The sequence below is a fragment of the Mesorhizobium sp. BR1-1-4 genome, assembly GCF_020165375.1.
GTDB lineage: Bacteria > Pseudomonadota > Alphaproteobacteria > Rhizobiales > Rhizobiaceae > Mesorhizobium > Mesorhizobium australicum.
In genome coordinates, this window is the sequence record NZ_JAIUIB010000005.1 from 324,209 (window position 1) to 345,474 (window position 21,266).

General features: G+C 64.2%; 17 protein-coding genes. 7 read left to right on the forward strand and 10 right to left on the reverse strand.

Annotated elements, in window-relative coordinates; translation table 11 throughout:
* The 6 genes from LB571_RS13340 to LB571_RS13365 all read left to right on the forward strand — a co-directional run bounded on the left by LB571_RS13340 (nt 1) and on the right by LB571_RS13365 (nt 5,742).
* Complete coding sequence (locus tag LB571_RS13340; protein ID WP_224594993.1) at nt 1-825, forward strand: ABC transporter ATP-binding protein; 825 nt, start codon at nt 1-3, stop codon at nt 823-825.
* On the forward strand, nt 812-1,660 hold the full coding sequence (locus tag LB571_RS13345) for an ABC transporter permease (protein WP_015317384.1): 849 nt from the start codon (nt 812-814) through the stop codon (nt 1,658-1,660). The genes LB571_RS13340 and LB571_RS13345 overlap by 14 nt, the downstream gene beginning before the upstream one ends.
* A 3-nt stretch (nt 1,661-1,663) precedes the next feature.
* A complete protein-coding gene (locus LB571_RS13350; RefSeq protein WP_224594995.1) occupies nt 1,664-2,965 on the forward strand; it encodes a cytosine deaminase in 1,302 nt (433 codons plus the stop codon).
* Nucleotides 2,965-4,368, forward strand: a complete 1,404-nt coding sequence (locus LB571_RS13355) for an FAD-binding oxidoreductase (RefSeq protein WP_224595210.1) — start codon at nt 2,965-2,967, stop codon at nt 4,366-4,368. Before LB571_RS13350 ends, LB571_RS13355 begins: the two co-directional genes overlap by 1 nt.
* 205 nt (nt 4,369-4,573) lie before the next feature.
* A complete protein-coding gene (locus LB571_RS13360) occupies nt 4,574-5,155 on the forward strand; it encodes an NAD(P)H-dependent oxidoreductase (RefSeq protein ID WP_224594997.1) in 582 nt (193 codons plus the stop codon).
* A complete protein-coding gene (locus LB571_RS13365) occupies nt 5,155-5,742 on the forward strand; it encodes an NAD(P)H-dependent oxidoreductase (RefSeq protein ID WP_224594999.1) in 588 nt (195 codons plus the stop codon). The genes LB571_RS13360 and LB571_RS13365 overlap by 1 nt, the downstream gene beginning before the upstream one ends.
* Nucleotides 5,743-5,790: 48 nt before the next feature.
* On the opposite strand, the gene LB571_RS13370 is transcribed toward LB571_RS13365, so the two are convergent.
* The 5 genes from LB571_RS13370 to LB571_RS13390 all read right to left on the reverse strand — a co-directional run bounded on the left by LB571_RS13370 (nt 5,791) and on the right by LB571_RS13390 (nt 13,395).
* On the reverse strand, nt 5,791-8,256 hold the full coding sequence (locus LB571_RS13370) for an FAD-dependent oxidoreductase (RefSeq protein WP_224595000.1): 2,466 nt from the start codon (nt 8,254-8,256) through the stop codon (nt 5,791-5,793).
* On the reverse strand, nt 8,253-9,434 hold the full coding sequence (locus LB571_RS13375; protein WP_224595001.1) for a pyridoxal phosphate-dependent aminotransferase: 1,182 nt from the start codon (nt 9,432-9,434) through the stop codon (nt 8,253-8,255). The genes LB571_RS13370 and LB571_RS13375 overlap by 4 nt, the downstream gene beginning before the upstream one ends.
* Nucleotides 9,427-10,332: a homocysteine S-methyltransferase family protein gene (locus tag LB571_RS13380; RefSeq protein ID WP_015317391.1), complete on the reverse strand. Its 906-nt coding sequence runs from the start codon at nt 10,330-10,332 to the stop codon at nt 9,427-9,429. The genes LB571_RS13375 and LB571_RS13380 overlap by 8 nt, the downstream gene beginning before the upstream one ends.
* Nucleotides 10,329-12,782 carry an FAD-dependent oxidoreductase gene (locus tag LB571_RS13385; protein ID WP_224595002.1) on the reverse strand — a complete coding sequence of 818 codons (2,454 nt, stop codon included), beginning with the start codon at nt 12,780-12,782 and terminating at the stop codon, nt 10,329-10,331. Before LB571_RS13385 ends, LB571_RS13380 begins: the two co-directional genes overlap by 4 nt.
* A gap of 70 nt (nt 12,783-12,852) precedes the next feature.
* The gene (locus tag LB571_RS13390) at nt 12,853-13,395 is read right to left on the reverse strand and encodes a helix-turn-helix domain-containing protein (protein ID WP_023769828.1); all 543 of its coding nucleotides are present in this window, start codon (nt 13,393-13,395) and stop codon (nt 12,853-12,855) included.
* Nucleotides 13,396-13,620: 225 nt separating this feature from the next.
* Between LB571_RS13390 and LB571_RS13395 the strand changes: the two genes are divergently transcribed.
* Nucleotides 13,621-14,325 carry a nitroreductase gene (locus LB571_RS13395; RefSeq protein WP_224595003.1) on the forward strand — a complete coding sequence of 235 codons (705 nt, stop codon included), beginning with the start codon at nt 13,621-13,623 and terminating at the stop codon, nt 14,323-14,325.
* A gap of 22 nt (nt 14,326-14,347) precedes the next feature.
* Here the strand turns inward: LB571_RS13395 and LB571_RS13400 are convergent, their stop codons facing one another.
* The 5 genes from LB571_RS13400 to LB571_RS13420 all read right to left on the reverse strand — a co-directional run bounded on the left by LB571_RS13400 (nt 14,348) and on the right by LB571_RS13420 (nt 21,101).
* Complete coding sequence (locus tag LB571_RS13400) at nt 14,348-15,790, reverse strand: MFS transporter (RefSeq protein WP_224595004.1); 1,443 nt, start codon at nt 15,788-15,790, stop codon at nt 14,348-14,350.
* Between the two features lie 160 nt (nt 15,791-15,950).
* Complete coding sequence (gene soxG / locus LB571_RS13405; protein ID WP_140714808.1) at nt 15,951-16,538, reverse strand: sarcosine oxidase subunit gamma family protein; 588 nt, start codon at nt 16,536-16,538, stop codon at nt 15,951-15,953.
* Nucleotides 16,531-19,524 (reverse strand): sarcosine oxidase subunit alpha, encoded by a 2,994-nt coding sequence (locus tag LB571_RS13410; RefSeq protein ID WP_224595007.1) that lies wholly within the window; start codon nt 19,522-19,524, stop codon nt 16,531-16,533. Before LB571_RS13410 ends, soxG begins: the two co-directional genes overlap by 8 nt.
* A complete protein-coding gene (locus LB571_RS13415; protein WP_140615891.1) occupies nt 19,521-19,817 on the reverse strand; it encodes a sarcosine oxidase subunit delta in 297 nt (98 codons plus the stop codon). The genes LB571_RS13410 and LB571_RS13415 overlap by 4 nt, the downstream gene beginning before the upstream one ends.
* Nucleotides 19,818-19,841: 24 nt before the next feature.
* The gene (locus LB571_RS13420; protein ID WP_224595009.1) at nt 19,842-21,101 is read right to left on the reverse strand and encodes a sarcosine oxidase subunit beta; all 1,260 of its coding nucleotides are present in this window, start codon (nt 21,099-21,101) and stop codon (nt 19,842-19,844) included.
* Between the last annotated feature and the right edge of the window lie 165 nt (nt 21,102-21,266).

Consider the following 21,266-nt stretch of genomic DNA (forward strand, 5'->3'; position numbering starts at 1 on the left):
ATGATGCGGGAACAGGTGGCGCAAACGCCCGCCTCGCACATGGCTCCGACCTTGCTGGCGCTGCGTGGCGTCGGCAAGGTCTTTTCCAACGGCGTGACGGCGCTCAGCGATGTCGACCTGACGATCCGGGAAGGCGATTTCCTCAGCCTGCTCGGACCGTCGGGCTGCGGCAAGTCGACGGCGCTGCGGCTGATTGCCGGCCTGTCCACGCCGACATCCGGCGTGCTCGACTGGCGCGGCGGCGGCTCGCTCGACCGTGCCAATATCGGCTTCGTCTTCCAGGAGCCGACGCTGCTGCCCTGGGCCAGCGTCTTCGACAATGTCTGGCTGCCGCTCAGGCTGAAAGGCATTTCCCGCGCCAAGGCCGCCCCGGCGATATCGGAGATGCTGGCGCGGGTGCACCTCACCGGCTTCGAGGACGCCGTGCCGCGCGAACTCTCCGGCGGCATGAAGATGCGCGTCTCGATCGCGCGCGCCATGGTGACCAAGCCACGCGTGCTGTTGATGGACGAGCCGTTCGCGGCACTCGACGAGATCACCCGCTTCAAGCTCAACAACGACCTGCTGGAACTGTGGCAAGACGAGCGCTTCACCGTCGTCTTCGTTACCCACAGTGTGTTCGAAAGCGTGTTTCTCTCCAACCGCGTCGTCGTCATGGCGGCTCGGCCGGGGCGGGTGTTCGACGAACTCGCGATCGAGGCGTCCTATCCGCGCGATGAGGCGTTTCGCACCTCGCCTGACTATGCGGCCCTTTGCCGGCAAGCCTCGGATGTGCTGGTCAATGCCATCAATTCAACAGCGGGCTCGCATCATGACAGCCATTGACGGCACGTTGAAACTCGACCCCGAGGAAGCGCGCCGCGTGCGCCAGGAGCGGTTTGAGCGGATCGGCCGCTGGGTTCTGCCGCTGGCGATCATGATCCTGGCGATCTGGCTGTGGGACCGCATCTGCGTGTGGAACGAGATCCCGCAATACATCCTGCCGCGCCCCGGCGTCGTGCTGACAACGCTCTACAACGATGCCGGCCTGCTGTTTTCCGCACTGCTGGTCACCTTGCGCATCACCTTCCTCAGCCTGCTGCTGGCGGTTGTCGGTGGCGTCGGCCTGGCGGTCTTGTTCGCGCAGTCGAAATGGGTGGAGATGTCGTTCTTCCCCTTCGCCATCGTGCTGCAGGTGACACCGATCGTGGCGATCTTTCCGCTGATCAACATCTATGTCGACAATCAGACGACCAAGCTCCTGCTCTGCGCCTGGATCGTCGCCTTCTTCCCGATCCTGTCGAACACCACGCTCGGCCTCAACTCGGTCGACCGCAACCTGCGCGACCTGTTCAAGCTCAACGGCGCGACGCGCTGGCAGCAGCTGCGCTATCTCAGGCTGCCGGCGGCGATGCCGTATTTCCTTGGCGGGCTGAAGATCGCCGGCGGCCTGTCGCTGATCGGCGCCGTGGTGGCCGAGTTCGTCGCCGGCGCCACCGGCCAGTCGTCCGGACTTGCCTCGCGCATCATCGAAGCGGGTTACCGGCTCAACGCGCCAAGGCTGTTCGCGGCGCTGTTCCTGATATCGCTGACAGGCATCCTGATCTTTCTCGTGCTGTCGCTGATTTCGCATCTCATTTTGCGGCGCTGGCACGAAAGCGCGCTGAAGCAGGAGCGGTAGACCTTGATACCAGCCTCTGGCTCCTACCGCCTTGCCAACGCGCGTGTTCATCAATCTGTCACGCTTGGTCTGGCTGCGACCTTCGACAGCGACGGTTTCGCCCTTGCCGACATTACCGTCGCGGACGGCAAGATTTCCAGCATCGCCGTGCAGGCCGCATCGAAGCTACCGGCGGGCGCCATCGACCTTGCCGGCCGTATCGTGCTGCCGTGTTTCGTCGACTGCCACACGCATATCGATAAGGGCCATATCTGGCCACGAAAGCCCAATCCAGACGGCAGCTTCACGGGCGCTCTGAACGCCACGGGCGCCGACCGCGTGGCGCGCTGGACCGCCGAGGATGTGGCGCGCCGCATGGATTTCTCGCTGCGCTCGGCCTACGCGCATGGCACCAGGGCGCTTAGAACTCATATCGACAGCGTCGCGCCGCAGGAGGAAATCTCCTGGCCCGTGTTCGAGACGATGCGCGAGGCATGGCGTGGCCGCATCGAATTGCAAGGTGCCTGCCTGCTCGGCATCGAGGGCGTGCGCGACAAGAAATGGTTCGACAGGCTGGCCAAACGCGTGGCCGCCGCCAAGGGCGTGCTGGGCGTCGTCACCTATATGGTGCCGGACCTGGAAGAGCTGCTCGACCACGTTTTCGCGCAGGCAATCAAGCACGGGATCGACCTTGATTTCCACGCCGACGAGACCGACGACATCGCCGCGATCTCGCTGAAGAAGATCGCCGAGGCAGCGCTGTGGAACGGCTTCGAGGGCAACATCCTCGTCGGCCATTGCTGCTCGCTGGCGCGCCAGCCCGATCTCGAGGTGTTGGACACGCTGGACAAGGTGGCGAAGGCCGGGCTGGCAATCGTGTCGCTGCCGATGTGCAATCTCTATTTGCAGGACCGTCGCGCTGACCAAACCACACCGCGCTGGCGTGGCGTGACGCTGCTGCACGAGATGAAGGCGAGGGGCATTGCGGTGACCGTCGCTTCGGACAACACGCGCGATCCCTTCCATGCCTATGGCGATCTCGACATGCTGGAGGTCTACCGCATGGCGACGCGCATCCTGCATTTCGATCACCCGGTCGGCGACTGGCCGCAGGCGGTCACCGCGACGCCGGCCCATGTGATGCGGCTCGATGGCTTCGGCACGCTCGCCGCCGGAGGCGATGCCGACTTCGTGCTGTTCAAAGGTCGAAGCTGGACGGAATTGCTGTCGCGCCCCGAATCGGATCGCATCGTCGTGCGTGCGGGGCGAGCGATAGACCGGCAATTGCCCGACTATGCCGAACTCGACGAGCTGATGGTGGAATGATGGATGTTTCGGCGCTCAAACGCGATCTCGACGGGATAAAACTCGACGACAATCCGGCCATCGTCCAGCAGAAGAGCCGGGACTTCTACTGGTACAGTCCGGTCCTGAAACAACAGCTCGACCATGTCACCGGCGACCTCATCGTGACGCCCAGGAACGAAGCCGAACTGATCCGCGTGCTTGCCGCCTGTCATCGCCATGGCGTGCCGGTGACGCCGCGCGGCAGCGGCACCGGCAATTATGGCCAGGCAATGCCGCTTTCGGGCGGTGTGGTGCTTAATCTCGCCGAGATGAACGAGATCAAGTCGATCGCGCCGGGGCGCGTGGTGACCGGACCGGGCGCGGTCCTGTCCGACATCGACAAGGCGACGCGCGCGCATTCCGGGCAGGAGCTGCGGCTGTCGCCCTCCACCTACAACACCGCCTCGATCGGCGGGTTCATCGCCGGCGGCTCCGGCGGCGTCGGCTCGATCAATTTCGGCGGATTGCGTGATTTCGGCAATGTGCTGCGCCTGCGCGTGGTGACGATGGAGGCCGAGCCGAGGGTGCTCGAACTCACCGGCGAAGACCTGCACAAGGTGACCCACGCCTATGGCACCAATGGCATCATCTCGGGAGTCGAGATGCCGCTGACGGCGGCCTATGACTGGATCGACGTCATCGTCGGCTTCGACCAATTCATGGATGCGGCGCGCTATGGCAATGCGCTGGCCTGCCAGGACGGCATCCTGACCAAGCTGATCACGCCGATCGCGGCACCCGTGCCGCAGCTTTATTTCAAGCGGCACCAGAAATTCTTCAGGGAAGGTCAAAGCATCTGCGTCGTCATGGTGGCGCAACATGGGCTGGATGCTTTTCTGGCCTTTACGCGCCGCGCCGGGGGTGAGGTGACCTACAACGCCACCACTGCGACCCCTGAGGAGAAAAAGGGCCTGCCGCCGGCCTATGAGCTGGCCTGGAACCACACGACGCTCCGGGCGCTGCGCGTCGACCCCGCCGTCACCTACCTGCAGTCGCTCTATCCCTTTCCCAACCAGCTGGCGCTGGTAGAGAAAATGGATGCGATGTTTCCGGGCGAAGTGTTCTCGCATCTCGAATTCGTGCGGCTGGATGGCAACATCACCTGCTTCGGCCTGCCGCTGGTCAAGTTCACCACCGAGGCGCGGCTTAACGAGATCATCCGCCTGCATGAGGAAAATGGCTGCCCGATCTTCAACCCGCACCGCTACACGCTGGAAGAGGGCGGCATGAAGCAGACCGACGCGGTGCAACTCGCCTTCAAGCGCGAGACCGACCCGCAAGGCCTGCTCAATCCCGGCAAGATGATCGCCTGGGAAAACCCGGACTATGACTACCGCTCGGGCCGGACGTTCCTGTTCAAGGGGCTGCAGAGGACGGGATGAGGAGAAGTTCGCGCTTGAACACCCCCCTCTGGCCTGCCGGCCATCTCCCCCGCAAGGGGGGAGATCGGACTGCCTCATTGCTTTCGCCAATTGTCAGCGTGGCAGGTTGGCGGCAGCGTTTAAGCTGCCAATCTCCCCCCTTGCGGGGGAGATGGCTGGCAGGCCAGAGGGGGGTGCCTCGCGCCGACCTGCGGAATATCCTCCCGTGAAAATCCTCGTCCTCTACGCTCATCCGGTCGAGACCAGCTTCAATGCCGGGCTGCATGGGACGATCGTCGAGCGGCTGACGGCGGCGGGTCACGTGGTCGACGATTGCGATCTCTATGCCGAAGAATTCGATCCGCGGCTGACGCGCAGGGAAAGGCTGGACTATCACAATCAGCGCGGTCCCGGGGATCCTGCGGCGCCATACGTCGAGCGCCTGTTGCGGGCCGATGCGCTGGTGCTTTCCTATCCGGTCTGGAATTACGGTTTCCCGGCGATCCTGAAAGGGTTTTTCGATCGCGTCTTCCTGCCGGGCGTGTCGTTCAAGCTGGTCGACGGCAAGGTGGAGCCGTCGCTGCACAACATAAGAAAGGTCGCGGCGGTCACCACCTATGGCGGCAGCCGGTTCCGCGCCTTTCTGATGGGCGACCCGCCGCGAAAACTGATCAAGCGCATGCTGCGCGCCACGGTAAAGCCGGGTGCTCCGGTGACCTACCTCGCGCATTATTCGATGAACCTGTCGACCGATGAAACCCGAAAGTCCTTCACGGCGAAGGTCGCGGCCAGCATGGATGCATTCTGATGCGGGCGCTTGTCGTCTATTGCCATCCGGTGCCGGAGAGCTTCTGCGCCGCCATTCGCGACACCGCCGTGGATGTGCTGACGCGGCGAGGCTGGGACGTGCGGCTGCTCGACCTCTACGCCGAAAAGTTCGATCCGGTGATGAGTTGCGAGGAGCGGCGTACCTACAATAGTCAGGCGCCGCAGGATCCGGCGCTGAAACTGCATTTCGAACTGCTCAACTGGGCCGAGGCGATCCTGTTCGTCTACCCGACCTGGTGGTACGGGCTGCCGGCGATGCTGAAGGGCTGGCTCGACCGGGTGTGGGCGACCGATGTCGCCTTCAAGCTGCCGGCGGGCAGGGGAGGGATCAAGTCGCTGATGACGCATGTCACCAAGGTCGGCGTCATCACCACTTGCGGCGCGCCGACCTGGTGGAGCGTCGTCGTCGGCCAGCCCGGGCGCAAGACCTTGCTGCGCGGCATGCGGGCGCTGTGCGCCAGGCGCTGCAAGACGTTCTTCCTGGCGCATTATTTGATGGACGCCTCGACGCCGAAGACGCGAGCGGCGTTTCTGGTCAAGGTGCGGGCGAAGTTGGAGCGGTTTTGAAAGATTAGCACCTTCTCCCCGTGAACGAGGGAGAAGGAAAAAGCGCCGCTACATCTTCGTCCGTTCCGATTTCGGATCGTACATCGGTTTCAGCGATGCCTCAGCCGCAAACCGTTCGCCGGCGATCTCGATTTCATAAGTCGAGGCGAGCACATCCGCCTCGCTCTGCCCTTGGCACGGCACATAGCCCAGCCCGATCGCTCCGCCGAGATGGTGGCCGTAATTGCCCGAAGTGATCGGACCGATGATCTTGCCATCGCGCAGGATCGCTTCGTTGTGGAAGAGCAGAGGCTGCGGGTCCTTGAGGCGGAACTGGACCAGGCGGCGGTCCAATCCGGCCTCCTTCTTCCTCAGCACGGCATCGCGGCCGATGAAATCGCCCTTGGCCGTCTTCACCGCGAAGCCGAGGCCCGCCTCCAGCACATTGTCCTCATCGGTGATGTCGTGTCCGAAATGGCGGAAAGCCTTTTCTATGCGGCAGGAATCGAGCGTGTGCAGTCCACAGAGCTTTAGCCCGACATCGGCACCGGCCTCATCGATGGCCTCGAAGACATGGGCGGCCTGTTCGGTCGAGATGTAAAGCTCCCAGCCGAGCTCTCCGACATAGGTGACGCGGTGCGCCCGGGCGAGGCCCATGCCGATTTCGATCTCCTGGAACGTGCCGAACGGATTGTTCTCGTTGGAGAAGTCGTTGGGGCTGACCTTCTGGATCAGTTTTCGCGCATCCGGGCCCATCACGCAGAGCACGCTTTCAGCGGCGGTTACGTCCGTGATGATGACGAACTGGTCGCCGACATGCCGGTGCAGCCAGGCGAGGTCGCGCTGCAGCGTGGCGCCCGGCACGACGAGGAAATAGGCCGTATCCGAAAGCCGCGACACGGTGAGGTCGCTCTCTATGCCGCCGCGCTGGTTGAGCATTTGCGTGTAGACGATCTTGCCCGGCGCCACATCCATGTCGTTGGCGCAGAGTCTTTGCAGGAAGGTGCAGGCGTCGCGGCCCTCGACGCGGATCTTGCCGAACGACGTCATGTCGAACAGACCGACCTTGTTGCGGACCGCCAGATGCTCCTCGCGCTGGTTGTCGAACCAGTTCTGCCGCTTCCAGGAATAGCGATATTCGCGTTCTTGGCCTTCACGCGCGAACCAGTTGGCGCGCTCCCAGCCGGCGACTTCGCCGAACACGGCGCCGCGCGCCTTCAGGTGCTCGTGCAGGGGCGAGCGGCGCACACCACGCGAGGTTGCCATCTGGCGATAGGGGAAATGGTCGGCATAAAGCAGGCCGAGCGTTTCGGAGACGCGTTCCTTCAGATAGCGGCGGTTCTTCTGGAAGGGTTGAGTGCGGCGGATGTCGACTTCCCACAGGTCGAACGGGGCTTCGCCATCGTTGATCCACTGCGCCAGCGCCATGCCGGCGCCGCCCGACGAGACGATGCCGATCGAATTGTAGCCGGTCGCCATCCAGTAGCCGCGCAACTCCGGCGCCTCGCCGAGATAATAGCGGTCGTCAGGGGTGAAACTTTCAGGCCCGTTGAAGAAAGTGTGGATGCCGGCGGTCGCCAGCATCGGCATGCGGCTAACGCCCATTTCGAGGATCGGTTCGAAATGGTCCATGTCCTCCGGCAACTGGTCGAAGCAGAAATCCTCGCGGATGCCGTCCATGCCCCATGGCTTGGCCACCGGCTCGAAGGCACCGAGCATCATCTTGCCGGCGTCTTCCTTGTAGTAGGCGCACTCGTCCGGCACGCGCAGCACTGGCAGGCGGCCAAGGCCGGGGATCGGCTCGGTGACCAGATAAAAGTGCTCGCAGGCGTGCAACGGGATGTTCACGCCGTTCTGGGCGCCGAGGTCGCGCGCCCACATGCCGGCGCAGTTGATGACGATGTCGGTCTCGATCGTGCCCTGGCCTTCGCCTTGCGCCCAGGACACGCCGGAGACGCGGCCATTTTTCGTATGGACCTTGGTGACCTTCACATTCTCCGCGATTGTGGCGCCGCGTTGGCGCGCACCCTTGGCCAGCGCCATGGCGATGTTGGCCGGGTCGCACTGGCCGTCGAGCGGCAGATGCACGGCGCCGACCACGTCCGAGACATTGAGATGCGGGTACATCTCCTTGACCTCATTGGGAGAAATCTCGCGCACGTCGACGTCGAAGGCGCGGGCGAGCGACGCCTGCCGGTAGATCTCGTGCTTGCGCTCTTCGGTCAGCGCCACGGTGATCGAGCCGACCTGGCGCATGCCGGTGCCGACCTCGGTCTCTGCTTCCAGCTTGACGTAGAGATCGGCCGAATATTTCGCCAGCCGGGTCATGTTCTGCGAGCCGCGCAACTGTCCGATCAGCCCGGCGGCGTGCCATGTCGTGCCCGAGGTCAGTTGCTTGCGCTCCAGAAGCACGATGTCGGTCCAGCCAAGCTTGGCCAGGTGGTAGGCGACCGAGCAGCCGGAGACGCCGCCGCCGATGATGACGGCCCTTGCCTTGGTGGGGATGGCTTTCGTGGGAAGGCTCCTGGCGGTCATGCGGCCTCACGACGGTAGCTGGAAACGAAACGGCGCAGCCGGGCGGCTGCTTCCCTGAGCACGGGTTCGGGCTGGCACAGGCTGATTCTGATATGGCCGGCCGCGGCTTCGCCGAAACTCGAGCCCGGCATGACGCCGACCTTCTCCTTGTCGAGGAAGGCGAAGGCGAATTTCTCGTCGTCGGGTTCGACATCAGATATGTCGAGCATGACATACATGCCGCCTTCGGAACCGCGCACGGTGACATCGTTCATGCCGCGCACCGCATCGAGCAGGACGGTGCGGCGCGCCGCGTAGCGTTCGGCGATGTCCTTGACGCCATAGTGCTGCTCCAGCGCCTCGGCGCAAGCGATGGAGATGAAGGCCGGCAGGCCGTAGGTCGTCACCAAATTGAGATTGATCAGCAGCGTGATCATTTTTTCCGGCCCGGTCAGCCAGCCCATGCGCCAGCCGGTCATGCCGTGGCTCTTGGACATCGAATTGATCACCAGCGTGCGCTCGGCCATGCCGGGCAGCGAGCGCGGCGAGACATGCTCGCCGCCGCCCAGCGTCCAGTAGACCTCATCGGACAGCAGCCAGAGATCGTGCTCGCGGCAGATTTCGGCCAGCTGTTCCAGCCGCTCGCGCGAATAGACGGCACCCGTCGGGTTGTTCGGCGTGTTGATCAGTATGGCGCGCGTGTTGGGCTTGAGTGCGGCACGGATCATGTCCGCGCGCGGTTGGAACCCATCCTCGGCCGGTGTCTCGACGACGGTGAAACTGGCACCGGCGGCGCTGAAGGTGTTGGGATAGGTGGCATAGTAGGGGGCAATCACGATGGCGTGGTCGCCTGGGTCGAGAACGGCCTGCACGGCCGCGTAAAGTGCGGCTTGGCCGCCGGGCGTGGCAATGACCTCTTCCGGCGTCATCTCGACACCGGTGCAGGCGCTGGAGGCCGCCGCCATCGCCTTGCGCAGGCGCGGCAGGCCGGGCAGCGGCGTATAGTGATGGTTGCTCCCGCGAACCGCCGCAACGCAGGCTTCGATCGTCTCCGACGGCGTGTCGAAATCATGGTCGCCGACCGACAGCATGATGATGTCCTCGCCGGCTTCCTTGCGGGCCCAGGCGGCGAAATGAACTTCCCAGCCGTCCTTGCCCGATGGAACAATGCCGGTGATGCGCGATGATGGTTTAGGCATGTGAGACTCCCGTGATCGCGTAGCCGTCCTGTTGCAGCCGGTCGCGCAAGGCGGCGATATGGGCAGGACCGACCTCGCAGCAACCGCCGACGATGTCCGCACCCGCTTCCACCCAGCCGACAGCCTGGTCGGCGTAGGCATCCGGACCGAGGTCGTGGCGGGCATGCAGTACATCCACCGTGCCGCCATGCTTGAGCGCTTCGGTGGAAGTGAAGCCATTGGCATAGGCACCGACCAGGCCGCCAAGCTCGATCAGTTCAGGCAAGGCCGCCGCAATCGCCTCGGGGCGGCAGCAGTTGAGCAGCCGCGCCGCCACCGGCAGATTTCCGAGCGCATCGGCCGCCGACGCAATAGTCTCGCCGCTGCGCAAGCGCGGCGTGCCGTGATCGGCCAGCGTCCATGACACCCAGACAGGCTTGCCGCTTTCCGATGCGGCGGTGACCGCCGCGCGCGCTTCCTCCGACGACGCCATGGTCTCGCAAAGGAACAGGTCGACACCGTCCACCTGCTCGGCGACGATGCGGCGGTAGATGTCGAGCGTCTCCTGGTAGGAGATCGTCAGCGCCGGCGCGTAGCTGCCGAAGAGCGGCGACAGACAGCCGGCGATCGCCGCATCGCCGGCCTCGTCGCGCGCTTGCCTGGCGAGCTCGATGCCACGCTTCTGCAATGGCTTGAACAGGTCTTCCGCACCTTCGCGCGCCAGGCGTTCGGGCGTCGCCGAATAGGTGTTAATGGTGATGACGCGGGCGCCGGCGTTGATGAATTCGGCATGCAGGCCGCGCACAAGGTCCGGTTCGTCGATCAGCACCCTGGCCGACCACAGCGGCGTCGGCTCGGACTGGCTGCGCCGCACCAGCTCCTGGCCCATGCCGCCATCGGTGAGGATAACGTTCTTCATGCGCGCAGTCTTTCGTTCCTGGGATCCCACAAGGGCTCGTCCTGTTGCACGATCGCCTTGAAGCGGTCGCCGAAGATCTCGACCTCAACCGATGTGCCGGGTTCGGTCAGGTCGGCGCGCAGCATGCCGAGCGCGATCGACTTGTCGACGCGATGGCCCCAGCCCCCCGACGTCGTCTCGCCGACGATCTGGCCGTCGTGCCAGAGCGTCGACATGTAAGGTGCGTCGCAGTCGCCGGGATCTTCGACCACCAGCGTGACGAAGCGCTTCTTCACGCCTTGCTGTTTTTCGTTCTGGAGGGCCGCCTTGCCGCGGAAATCGGGCTTTTCCCATTTGACGAAGCGCTCCAGACCGCCCTGCAGGATCGAATAGTCGGTCGACAGGTCGCCCTTCCAGGTGCGGTAGCCTTTTTCGAGCCGCAGCGAATCCAGTGCGTACATGCCAAACGGCTTCAGCCCATGATTCTGCCCGGCAGCGCAGATCGTATCGAAGATCGCGGCAGTGTCGTCGACCCTGGTGTGGATCTCCCAGCCGAGCTCGCCGGCGAAGGAGACGCGGACCAGCCTGGCCCAGCGCCCGGCAATCCTGGTTTCCTGATGCGTCAGCCAAGGCAAGGTCAGGTCGGCGTCACAGACGTCGGCAAGGATTTTTCGCGAGTTGGGACCGGCCAGGATCTGCGTGGAGAATTCTTCCGTCCGGTCGATCAGCTTGAACGCCGCATCCCCGGGCATGTGCGATTTCAGCCATTCGAAGTCATGCCACTGTGCCACCGCCGCGGTGATCAGCGTCATGGACTCCTCGCCATGGCGCACCACCGACATTTCGGTGACGATGCGGCCCTTGTCATCGGAGAAATAGACCAGGCCGATGCGGCCGGGTTTCGGCACCAGGCCGGTCACCTGTCGGCTCAGCCATTCGGCGGCACCAGGGCCTTCGAGATTGAAGCGCGAGAAGCCGGGCAGGTCGAGGATGCCGGCAGCGTCGCGGACAGCCAGGCACTCTTCGCGCACGCGCTGCTGCCAAGGCCCGTCGCGGCGGAAGGTCAGCGTGGCTTCCTCGGAGACGTCGTCGCCGTCCTGCGCGTACCAGGCGGCGCGTTCCCAGCCATTATAGGCGTCGAAACGGGCACCCAGCGCCTTGATGCGATCGTGGATCGGCGACAGTTTCCTGTCACGTCCTTCCGGCCAGGCATGGCGCGGGAACTGGATGGCGTATTCGTTGCCGTAGATCTCCATGCCCTTGGCCACGCAATAGTCCGGCGCGGAAGCAAAGGAGGTGAAGCGGCGCGGATCGCACGACCACATGTCCCATTCGGTCTGGCCTTGCGTAACCCATTCGGCCAGCACCTTGCCGGCACCGCCGCCCTGGGCGATGCCGAAAGTGAAGACGCAAGCCTCGAAGGCGTTGGGAACGCCGGGCATCGGCCCGATCAGCGGATTGCCATCCGGCGCATAAGGGATCGGGCCGTTGATGACCTTGGAGAGGCCGGCGGTGCCGAGGATCGGCACACGGGCGACGGCATCGGCCAGATAATGTTCCAGCCGGTCGAGGTCGTCGGGGAAGAGCTGGAAGGAAAAATCGTCCGGCATGGGATCGTTGTGGGTGGCCCAGTGCGCGCGGCAATTGCGCTCATAGGGGCCGAGATTCATGCCCGCCTTTTCCTGGCGCAGATAATAGGAGGTATCGACGTCGCGCAGCAGCGGCAGCTTCTTGCCCTGTTCCTTCGACCAGGCGGCGAGTTCGGGGATTTCCTCGAACAAAATGTACTGGTGGCTCATCACCATCATCGGCACTTCGCGGCCGAACATCCTGCCGACTTCGGCGGCACGGTAGCCGGCTGCATTGACGACGATCTCGCAGCGGATCTCGCCTTGCGGTGTCTCGACCACCCACTCGTCCTTTTCGCGGCGCACGCCTGTCACGGGGCAGAACCGGATGATTTTCGCACCCATGTCGCGCGCGCCCTTTGCCAGCGCCTGCGTCAGCTGTGCCGGGTCGATGTCGCCGTCGCTCGGATCGTACAGCGCGCCCTTCAACTCATGCGTTTCGAGGAAGGGGTAGCGGCGCTTGATCTCGTCGAGCCCGATCACGTCTATGTCCATGCCTTGGTAACGGCCCATGCCCTTGGCGCGCTGGAATTCCTGGATGCGCTCCTTTGTGTGGGCGAGCCTGAGCGAGCCGGTGACATGGTAATTCATGGGATAGTCGACGGCGTCGGCCAGGCCGCGATAGAGCTCGGTCGAATAGCGCTGCATGTTCATCAGCGACCAGGAGGAGGAGAAGGTCGGCACATTGCCGGCCGCATGCCAGGTCGAGCCGGAGGTCAGCTCGTTCTTTTCCAGGAGCACGCAGTCGGTCCAGCCGGCCTTGGCCAGGTGATAGAGCGACGAGGTGCCGACAACGCCACCTCCGATGATCACCACGCGCGCCGTGCTCGGCAAACCCGCCATGTTCTTCTCCCAATCTTCAAGCGCGCCGCGCTTCTTTTGCTTTATGGATGCATGTCGTCGGCGACATGCATCAATAGACCGGTGGCGATACCACCCAGATGACAACCGCCGGTTCGCTGCCTGGATTGCGCCAGCGGTAAGGCTTGCCTTCGAAGCGGAAGGAGTCGCCTTCGCCAAGCCGGTGCCAGACGCCCGCAATCTCGATGTCGAACTGCCCGGACGCGATGTATCCGGCCTCCTCGGTCGGCCGGCGGGCCTCGTTCTTCAACTCCGCGCCCGGCGCGAAGACAGACCGCACCATCTCGAAAGTACCACCGAGGTCCGGTGACAGAAGCTCCTCCACGAGGCCGGATTCGCTGGTGCCAAGCGTGCGGCGCTTGCCGGCGCGTACCACGACGCCGCGCTCGCTTTCCACGGGCACGTCATGGCTGAAGAAGAGGCTGATCGGCACGCCGAACAACTCGGCGAAGGCCCTCAGATCGCTGAGCGACGGCGTCGACAGGCCGCGCTCGACCTGGCTTACCCAGCCGACCGAACGGCCGAGTTTCAGCGCGATCTCGGCCAGCGTAAGCCCGCGCACCCGGCGCAGCGCCCTGATGTCGCCGGCCAGCACTCGTTCGCCAGGTCCCTGCAATGTTCGTGCGGTAGGGGAGGCCAAATCGCTCACTTCATGAAAATTTTCAGGCGAATTTCATGAGAAATGAAGCTCATGAAAAAATCAAGTAGATTTTCACCAATGCTCAAGATTTGCTTGCAGGATTTTGACGGTTCATGCAAAGCCTCCGCCGCGAGCGGCGAGTGGGGACGTCCGATCGAGAACATGGCTAAGGGACGGCCCATGCTGGAAAAGAAGGCTCGAATCGCGGTTGACGCCGAAATCGTCGACGATGCGATCATGTCGCGCCGTTCGGTGCGCGCATTTCTGCCCGACATGATCGACGACGAGACGATCCGTGACATACTGACTGTTGCGGCGCGCGCTCCTTCCGGCACCAACATGCAGCCGTGGCGCGTCTACGTTACCAAGGGCGGGACCAAGCAGCGGATCACGGATGCCATCATGAATTCCGGCATCCGCGCGGAAAAAGCCGACTGGGACGAATATCGCTATTATCCCACCCAGTTCTTCGAGCCTTATCTCACCCGCCGCCGTGCCAACGGGTTCGGCCTCTATGGCGCGCTCGGCATAGGCCGTAGGGAAGTCGACAAGATGCGCGCCCAGCACGACCGCAACTTCGTTTTTTTCGACGCTCCGGTCGGCATGATCTTCACCATCGACCGCCGGCTCAACCAGGGTTCGTGGATCGATTACGGCATGTTCCTGCAAAACATCATGGTCGCGGCGCGGGGCAGGGGTCTGCATACCTGTCCGCAAGCGGCCTTCGCGCCCTATCACCGGCAGATCCGGCCGGTGCTCGGCATTCCTGACGAGGAGATCGTCGTCTGCGGCATGGCGCTCGGCTATGAAGACACTTCCAAGCCCGAGAACGCCTTCCGCACAGAACGTGAGCCGCTCGAGGAATGGGTGACGTTCAGCGAATAGGCTCCCGTCCGGCGCAAGCCCGCTATTCCGTATTCATGTGCGCGCCGTGGCCACTGACATGGGCGCCGTCCTGCGGCGTCAGCTTGAGATAGGCTGATAGCGCGCAGAGCGTGATGACGCCTTCGATCACGAACAGGATCCGGAAGTCGCTGGCGACGGCCGGCCCGCCGCCGGCGAGAAACGACAGCATCGCAGCCGCCAGGCCGACGCTGATGGCGACCGCCAGTTGCCACAGGATATAGTAGAGCGCGCTGAAGCGGGCGAGCTGTTCGGGCGCGATGTCGGAATAGGCGAGGTTGCCGGTTGAGGCCCATTGCACCGAGCGGACGACGCCGAAGACGAAGATATAGGTGAGCGTGATCCACACCGGGGTCGTTGCCTGCACCAAGGCGAAGCCCGCGACCATGGCGGCAACCACGGGCGTGTTGAAGACCAGCACCCGGCGAAAACCGAAACGGTTGAGGAGGCGTGGCATGAAGATGCGCATACCCACCGAACCGACCGCCGCCACGAAGGTCAGCGATCCCGCCTGCACCGCGCTCATGCCGAAGCCGAGCTGGAACATCAGCGGCAGCAGGAAGACGACGGAGCTGAGGCCGATCGTGTCCAGGCCGCCGCCGGTAAGAAACGAGATGCGGAAGGTGCGGATGCGCAGGAGCTTGAGATCGAGCAGCGGATTGCGCACGCGCAGGCAGTAGAGGGAGGCGGCCGTCAGGATGATGAGCGCCAGCGCAAGCTCAGCCGCGATCATGCCGCCGGCGGCGTCTTTCGCCGCCAGCGAGTCCATGCCAAAGACCAGCAGCACCATGCCGCTGCCGACCAGCAAAAAGCCTGGAAAATCGAACCGCGTGCGCACCGGCTTGGTCATTGTCGGGAACAGCGAGGCGGCAAGAATTGCGGCCGCGAGCGCGAACGGCACGTTGATGAAGAAGATCCAGCGCCAGGAGATGTAGGTGGTCAGCGCGCCGCCGACGAGCGGACCGACCAGCGGTCCGGACTGGCCGGCCAGCGAGATGTACATGTTGATCTTCAAGGTCCGGCTGCGCGGGAAGGTCGACAGGATGACGACCTGGCCGAGCGTTCCCATCAGCGCGCCGCCGAAGCCCTGCAGCGCGCGGGCGCTAACCAGCATCCAGAGGTCGTTCGAGAGCCCGCACATGGCCGAAGAAGCGGCAAACACCAGCAAGGCAAGGCAATAGACGTTGCGCAGGCCGAAACGGTCGGCCGCCCAGCCGCCGAGCGGCATCGAGATGATCAGGCTGGCGACGTAGACGGTGATCAGCAGGCCGAGCTGGCTTGGCGGACGGCCAAGGCTTTCGCTGATGCCCGGCAGCGCCGTCACCACGACATTCTGGTCGAGGCTGGTCATGAACACGCCGCAGGCGACCGTCAGCGGCAGCAGGAGCACGGCTCTGGCCGGCACATCGGCGCGATCGGTAGCGCCGGTGGATAGTTCAGCGGTCATGGGGATGTTCGAACCAAATATGCCGACTCTAAACCGGGATTTTCACCCCTCGGGCCGGTTGGACGACCACGTTTTCCACCTTGGGCGCCTTCGGCAGGATTCTCTAGCGGCAGAACCAGCCGGCATTGAGGCCAGAGGCCGCGGCTCTAAGACCGCATGCCTACTGCACCTCGTAACCGACTTCCTCGCTGGCGTGGCAGAGCGCCTTCCAGAACGAGCGCGCGAAGGAGCGAAAGACATAGATGTCGAACTGGTCGGTGCCGGTGCGCTGGATCTGGGCGAAGACATCGTGATGCGTTGTCGAGCGGCCGGCGCCGACCGGAAAGGCAGGCAGGGCGAAGTCGATGGCGAAGAATTTCGACAGCACCCATTCGGCTTTCGGCCCGGCAATGCGGATCGCGGTGCGGCCATGCGACAGGTCCGTCACCGTGCCGATCGCCGGCGTTACCGCCTTGGTCAATGCTAGGGCCAGTCCTTCGGCTTCATCGGTCACCGTGAATTTTCCCGGCGCGAAGCCGAATACCGCTTTCACGCCGTCGCTCGAGCCGCCGCCGGCGCCATCGGGCAGAGCAAGCCCGGTGACGGTGCGGATGGCCTCCATCAGTTTCTTCTCCTCGCCTGGCCATGCCGCGAGTTGCACGATCGAGCCCGGCCTGGTTTCGGTGAGCAGGATCTCGACGCCATGTTCGAAATTGCCGTGCGAGCCGACATGGAACTCCGGCTCGAGGGGCGATTGACGCTCAGCCATGCATGCGGGTCCCTTCCGGATCGTAGAAGTGGTTGGAGACGATCTCCACGGGCCCGAAGCGGTTGCGCAAGGGATCGGAGACATGCGCACGCGTGCCGTGCCTGGCCTTGCCGCCCTTGACCAGCGCCAGCGCGATATGCTTGCCGAGCGCCGGCGAATAGCAGCAGGCGGTGATGTGCCCGATCGAGCCGTGCGGATTGGCTTCGTCGACGTCCTCGACAATGTGCGCGCCGCCATTGAGCGGCCGGTTGTCGAGCGCGATCAGGCCGACCAGTTCCAGCCGCTCGGACGCGACGAGACCTTCCCGATCCATCATCGCGGAGCCGATGAACGGCTTCTTCTTCGACAGCATCCAGTCGAGATGCAGGTCGCGCGCCGTGGTGCGGCCATCAATCTCGGCGCCGGTGACATGGCCTTTCTCGATGCGCATCGTGCCCAGCGCCTCGAGGCCGTAGGTAACCAGCCCGAACGGCTTACCGGCCTCGACCAGTGCTTCCCAGACATGGGTGCCATGGCCGGCGCCGGAATAGACTTCGAAGGCCATTTCGCCGGAGAAGGAAAGCCGGCAAATCATCACCGGAACGCCTGCGATCTCTCCGTGCACGATGCCCATGAAGGGCAAGGTGGCGTTGTCCACGGCAGTGCCGGTGACGCAGGCTGCCAAAATCTGCCGCGCTTTCGGGCCGCCGATGGCGGCTCCCGCCCATTCGTCGGTCACCGAGGTGACGTGGACCTTGAGTTCCGGCCAGATCACGTCGAGAAAATATTCCAGATGCTGCATCACCTTGCCGGCATTGGCCGTGGTGGTGGTCATCAGGAAATCCTGTTCGCCCAGGCGCCATGTGGTGCCGTCGTCGAAGGCAAAGCCGTCCTCGCGCAGCATCAGCCCGTAGCGCGCCTTGCCGACGGCGAGCGTCGAAAACATGTTGGTGTAGACACGGTCGAGGAATGCCGCGGCGTCGGGACCCTGTACCGCGATCTTGCCCAGCGTCGAGACATCGACGATGCCCGCGCTTTCGCGCGTCGCCTTGGCTTCGCGCACATAGGCCTGTTCGACGGTTTCGCCCGAAAGCCCGTAGATCATCGGCCGGTACCAGAGGCCGGCGGAGTACATGGTCGCGCCATTGTCGACATGCCAGTCATGCATCGGGGTCAGCCGCTCGGGCTTGAGATCGCCGAAGCGCTCCGCTGCCAGCGAGCCGATCGACACCGGCGCGAAAGGTGGCCGGAAACGGGTGGTGCCGACTTCCGGGATCGGTTTGCCCAGCGCTTCCGCCATGATGGCGAGGCCGGGGACGTTGGAGCTCTTGCCCTGGTCGGTGGCCATGCCGAGTGTGGTGTAGCGCTTCAGGTGCTCGACAGAGACGAAGCCTTCGCGATGCGCCAGGCGGACATCCTCCGCCGTGACGTCGTGCTGGAAGTCGACGAAGCTCTTGCCGCTGCCCTTGATTTCGAACACAGGCGCGGGATCTGGATCTCCGGGAGCTGCCTCGACAGTGGGCAGCGCCGCCGGCGTGGCGGTGCCGCCACTCGCGGCAAGGCCTGCGGCGCGCCCCTCGGCGATTGCCTCTCCCGTCGAAAAGCTGCCGGTGAACGCGCCGGCGCCGATCCAGCCTTGCGTCGGCTTGGGCGGCAGGAAGGCCTGCCGGGCCGCGTTCCATTCAGCCTTGGCGCCGGCCTGGCTGGCCAGATGGATGGTCGGCGACCAGCCGCCGGACATCAGCAGGCAATCGGCATGGATGCTGCGCGCATCACCGCTCAGCGTACCCGCGACCATGTCGAAGCGCTGAACCTTGAGGCCGGACAAGGCTTTGCCGCCTTCCGTGGCGACCACCGCATGGCCGGAAAGCAGTTCCGCCTCGGCTTCGCCGGCCAGGGCGCTCACCTCGGCGGATGGTTGCGGGCGCACGTCGATGATGGCAACGACCGCCGCACCGGCCTGCTTCAGCGCCAGCGCCGAGCGGTAGGCGCTGTCATTGTTGGTGAACAGCACGATCCGCTGCCCCGGCAGCACGCCGAATTCGTTGGCGTAGCGCTCCGCCGCATGCGCCAGCATCACGCCGGGCCGGTCATTGCCGGGAAACACCAGCGGCCTTTCGAAGGCGCCGGTGGCCAGCACGACGGATCCGGCGCGGATCGCCCAGTAGCGATGGCGCGGCTCCCCCTTGGCGGGCTGCGCCTTGTGGTCGCTGACCCGCTCGAGCGCGGCAAGCGTATTGTTGTCGTAGTAGCCCCAGACAGTGGTGCGCGGCAGAAGCCGGACATTGTCTCGCGCCTCAAGCTGGGCCACGGTGCGCCGCACCCAATCAGCGGCGGGTGCGCCATCGATGGTTTCACCGGACCAGTTGGCCGATCCGCCGAAACGCGGCTCGAGATCGGCCAGGATGACGCGGGCGCCCTGGTCGGCGGCTGCCTTGGCGGCCATCAGGCCGGCCGGTCCGGAGCCGACCACAAGCACGTCGCAAAAAGCGTTCATGCGCTCGTAGCGGGCCGGGTCCTTTGCCGATCCGGCGCTGCCGAGGCCGGCGGCGCGGCGGATGAAATGCTCGCAGAACATCCAGAAGCGCGTGCCTTTCAGCGGGCCGACAACCGGTCCCATGAAGGTCTTGTAGTAAAACCCAGCCGACAGCAGTTTGCCGCCGAGCTGGTTGACGGCATGGATGTCGAAGGCAAGCGAGGGGAAACGGTTCTGGCTGACGGCGACCAGCCCGTCATGGATCTCGACCATGGTCGCCGGGATGTTGGGTTCGCGCACCTCGCCCTTCAGCACCGTGACCAGAGCGTTGGGCTCCTCGACGCCGGCGCTCAGCAGGCCGCGCGGCCGATGGTATTTGAAAGAACGCCCGAAAAGGGTGACGCCATTGGCCAGCAGCGCGGACGCCAGCGTGTCGCCGCCATGCCCGGTATAGGCAACGCCGTCGAAGGTGAAGCGGATCGTCTTCAGCCGGTCTATGCGGCCGCCCGTATCGGTGCGGCGCGGGCTCACGGCTTGTCCTCCGCCTTGCGGTGCGCGGCCGAGCTGTGATCGCCACGCGCGAAGGCGACACTGGAAATCTCATGCGTCAGCGTGTTGCGCACCACCCTCAGGTGAGCCCGGCAGCCGCCGGAATGCTGCCAGATCTCGTTGTGGTCGCCGGCCGGGTTCAGCCGGTCGTAGACATAGGCATTCCAGGCCTCGAAATTCTGCGAGGCGGGGTCGGGACGTTCGCGGTTGCCGTCACCCTGATAGGTGAACTCGATGACATCGCGCGGGCCGCAATAGGGGCAAGTGATCAGCACGGAATGTTCCTAATGAAGCCTTGTCTAGTGAAGCCTCGGGTTTGCACCCTGGCCCTTGTCGTCGATCACCAGCCCGCGATGAAAGCGGTCCAGCGTGAACGGGGCATTGAAATCGTGAGGCTGATCCTTGGCGATGGTCCAGGCAAAGCACCAGCCGGAAGCGGGCGTTGCCTTGAAGCCGCCATAGCACCAGCCGCAATTGAGATACATGCCGGGCAGGGGGCCCATGGTGATGATCGGCGAGCCGTCCATCGACATGTCGCAGACGCCGCCCCAGGAGCGCAGCATGCGCACACGCGCAAGGCCCGGGAAAAGGGCCAGCATCTCGCTCATCACCTCGTCGACGATGGGCAGATTTCCGCGCTGGGCGTAGCTGTTGTAACCGTCGATGTCGCCGCCATAGACAAGGCCGCCCTTGTCGGACTGCGACATGTAGAAATGGCCCATGCCGAAGGTCACGACCGTGTCGATGAAGGGTTTCAGCGATTCGGTGACGAAGGCCTGCAGCACATGGCTTTCGATCGGCATCGTCTCGACGCCGGCCAGTTGCATGACCCGTCCGGTGCTGCCAGCCACCGCGACCGCGACCTTCTTGGCCCTGATATCGCCGCGCGAGGTGGCAACGCCGGTAACCCGGTCGCCGTCGCGCAGGAAGCCGGTGACCTCGCAATTCTCGACGATGTCGACGCCGCGCCGGTCGGCGCCGCGCGCATAGCCCCAGGCGACGGCGTCGTGCCGGGCGGTGCCGGCCCGCCGCTGCATCAGGCCGCCGACCACGGGAAAGCGTGCACCGTCGGAGATGTCGAGCGCCGGGATCAGGCGCTTGATCTCGGCTGGTGTCATCAATTCCGCATCGACGCCGAGATGGCGCATCGCATTGCCGCGTCTTGCGTAGTCGTCGAACTGAGCCGGCGTATGCGCCAGGTTCAGGCAGCCGCGCTGCGAGAACATGACGTTGTAATTGAGCTCGTGCGACAGGTTTTCCCACAGCTTCATCGAATGTTCGTAGAAGCGGGTGTTGGCGGGCAGCAGGTAATTTGAGCGAACGGCCGTGGTGTTGCGGCCGACATTGCCGGAGCCCAGCCAGCCTTTCTCCAGCACCGCGACATTGGTGATGCCGTGTTCCTTGGCTAGATAGTAGGCGGTCGCCAGCCCATGCCCGCCGCCGCCGATGATGATGACGTCGTAGGATGCCTTCGGATCCGGCTTGCGCCAGGCCGGCTTCCAGTCCTTGTTTCCCTTGAGCGCGTTCGCGAGCAGCGAAAGGGCCGAGTACTCTGCCATGTGTATGATGTCCGTTGCGGGCGATGCGACAGACTATAGAGCAGGGGGCTGATACAAAGCCAATATTGCGCCATCGCCTTTCGACTGGCCGACGCTCGATGAGCGCGATCGTCGCGGTGACTTGCCCCATGATATGGCCGTCTTTATCAAGGACAGGCTTTTTGA

What these genes read in the sequence shown, in the direction of transcription:
- LB571_RS13340 (WP_224594993.1), top strand. Translation starts at nt 1, where the DNA reads ATGATGCGGGAACAGGTGGCGCAAACGCCCGCCTCGCACATGGCTCCG.
- LB571_RS13345 (WP_015317384.1), top strand. Translation starts at nt 812, where the DNA reads ATGACAGCCATTGACGGCACGTTGAAACTCGACCCCGAGGAAGCGCGC.
- LB571_RS13395 (WP_224595003.1), top strand. Translation starts at nt 13,621, where the DNA reads ATGCTGGAAAAGAAGGCTCGAATCGCGGTTGACGCCGAAATCGTCGAC.
- LB571_RS13400 (WP_224595004.1), bottom strand. Translation starts at nt 15,790, where the DNA reads ATGACCGCTGAACTATCCACCGGCGCTACCGATCGCGCCGATGTGCCG.
- LB571_RS13370 (WP_224595000.1), bottom strand. Translation starts at nt 8,256, where the DNA reads ATGACCGCCAGGAGCCTTCCCACGAAAGCCATCCCCACCAAGGCAAGG.
- LB571_RS13420 (WP_224595009.1), bottom strand. Translation starts at nt 21,101, where the DNA reads ATGGCAGAGTACTCGGCCCTTTCGCTGCTCGCGAACGCGCTCAAGGGA.
- LB571_RS13365 (WP_224594999.1), top strand. Translation starts at nt 5,155, where the DNA reads ATGCGGGCGCTTGTCGTCTATTGCCATCCGGTGCCGGAGAGCTTCTGC.
- LB571_RS13385 (WP_224595002.1), bottom strand. Translation starts at nt 12,782, where the DNA reads ATGGCGGGTTTGCCGAGCACGGCGCGCGTGGTGATCATCGGAGGTGGC.
- LB571_RS13355 (WP_224595210.1), top strand. Translation starts at nt 2,965, where the DNA reads ATGGATGTTTCGGCGCTCAAACGCGATCTCGACGGGATAAAACTCGAC.
- soxG (WP_140714808.1), bottom strand. Translation starts at nt 16,538, where the DNA reads ATGGCTGAGCGTCAATCGCCCCTCGAGCCGGAGTTCCATGTCGGCTCG.
- LB571_RS13380 (WP_015317391.1), bottom strand. Translation starts at nt 10,332, where the DNA reads ATGAAGAACGTTATCCTCACCGATGGCGGCATGGGCCAGGAGCTGGTG.
- LB571_RS13375 (WP_224595001.1), bottom strand. Translation starts at nt 9,434, where the DNA reads ATGCCTAAACCATCATCGCGCATCACCGGCATTGTTCCATCGGGCAAG.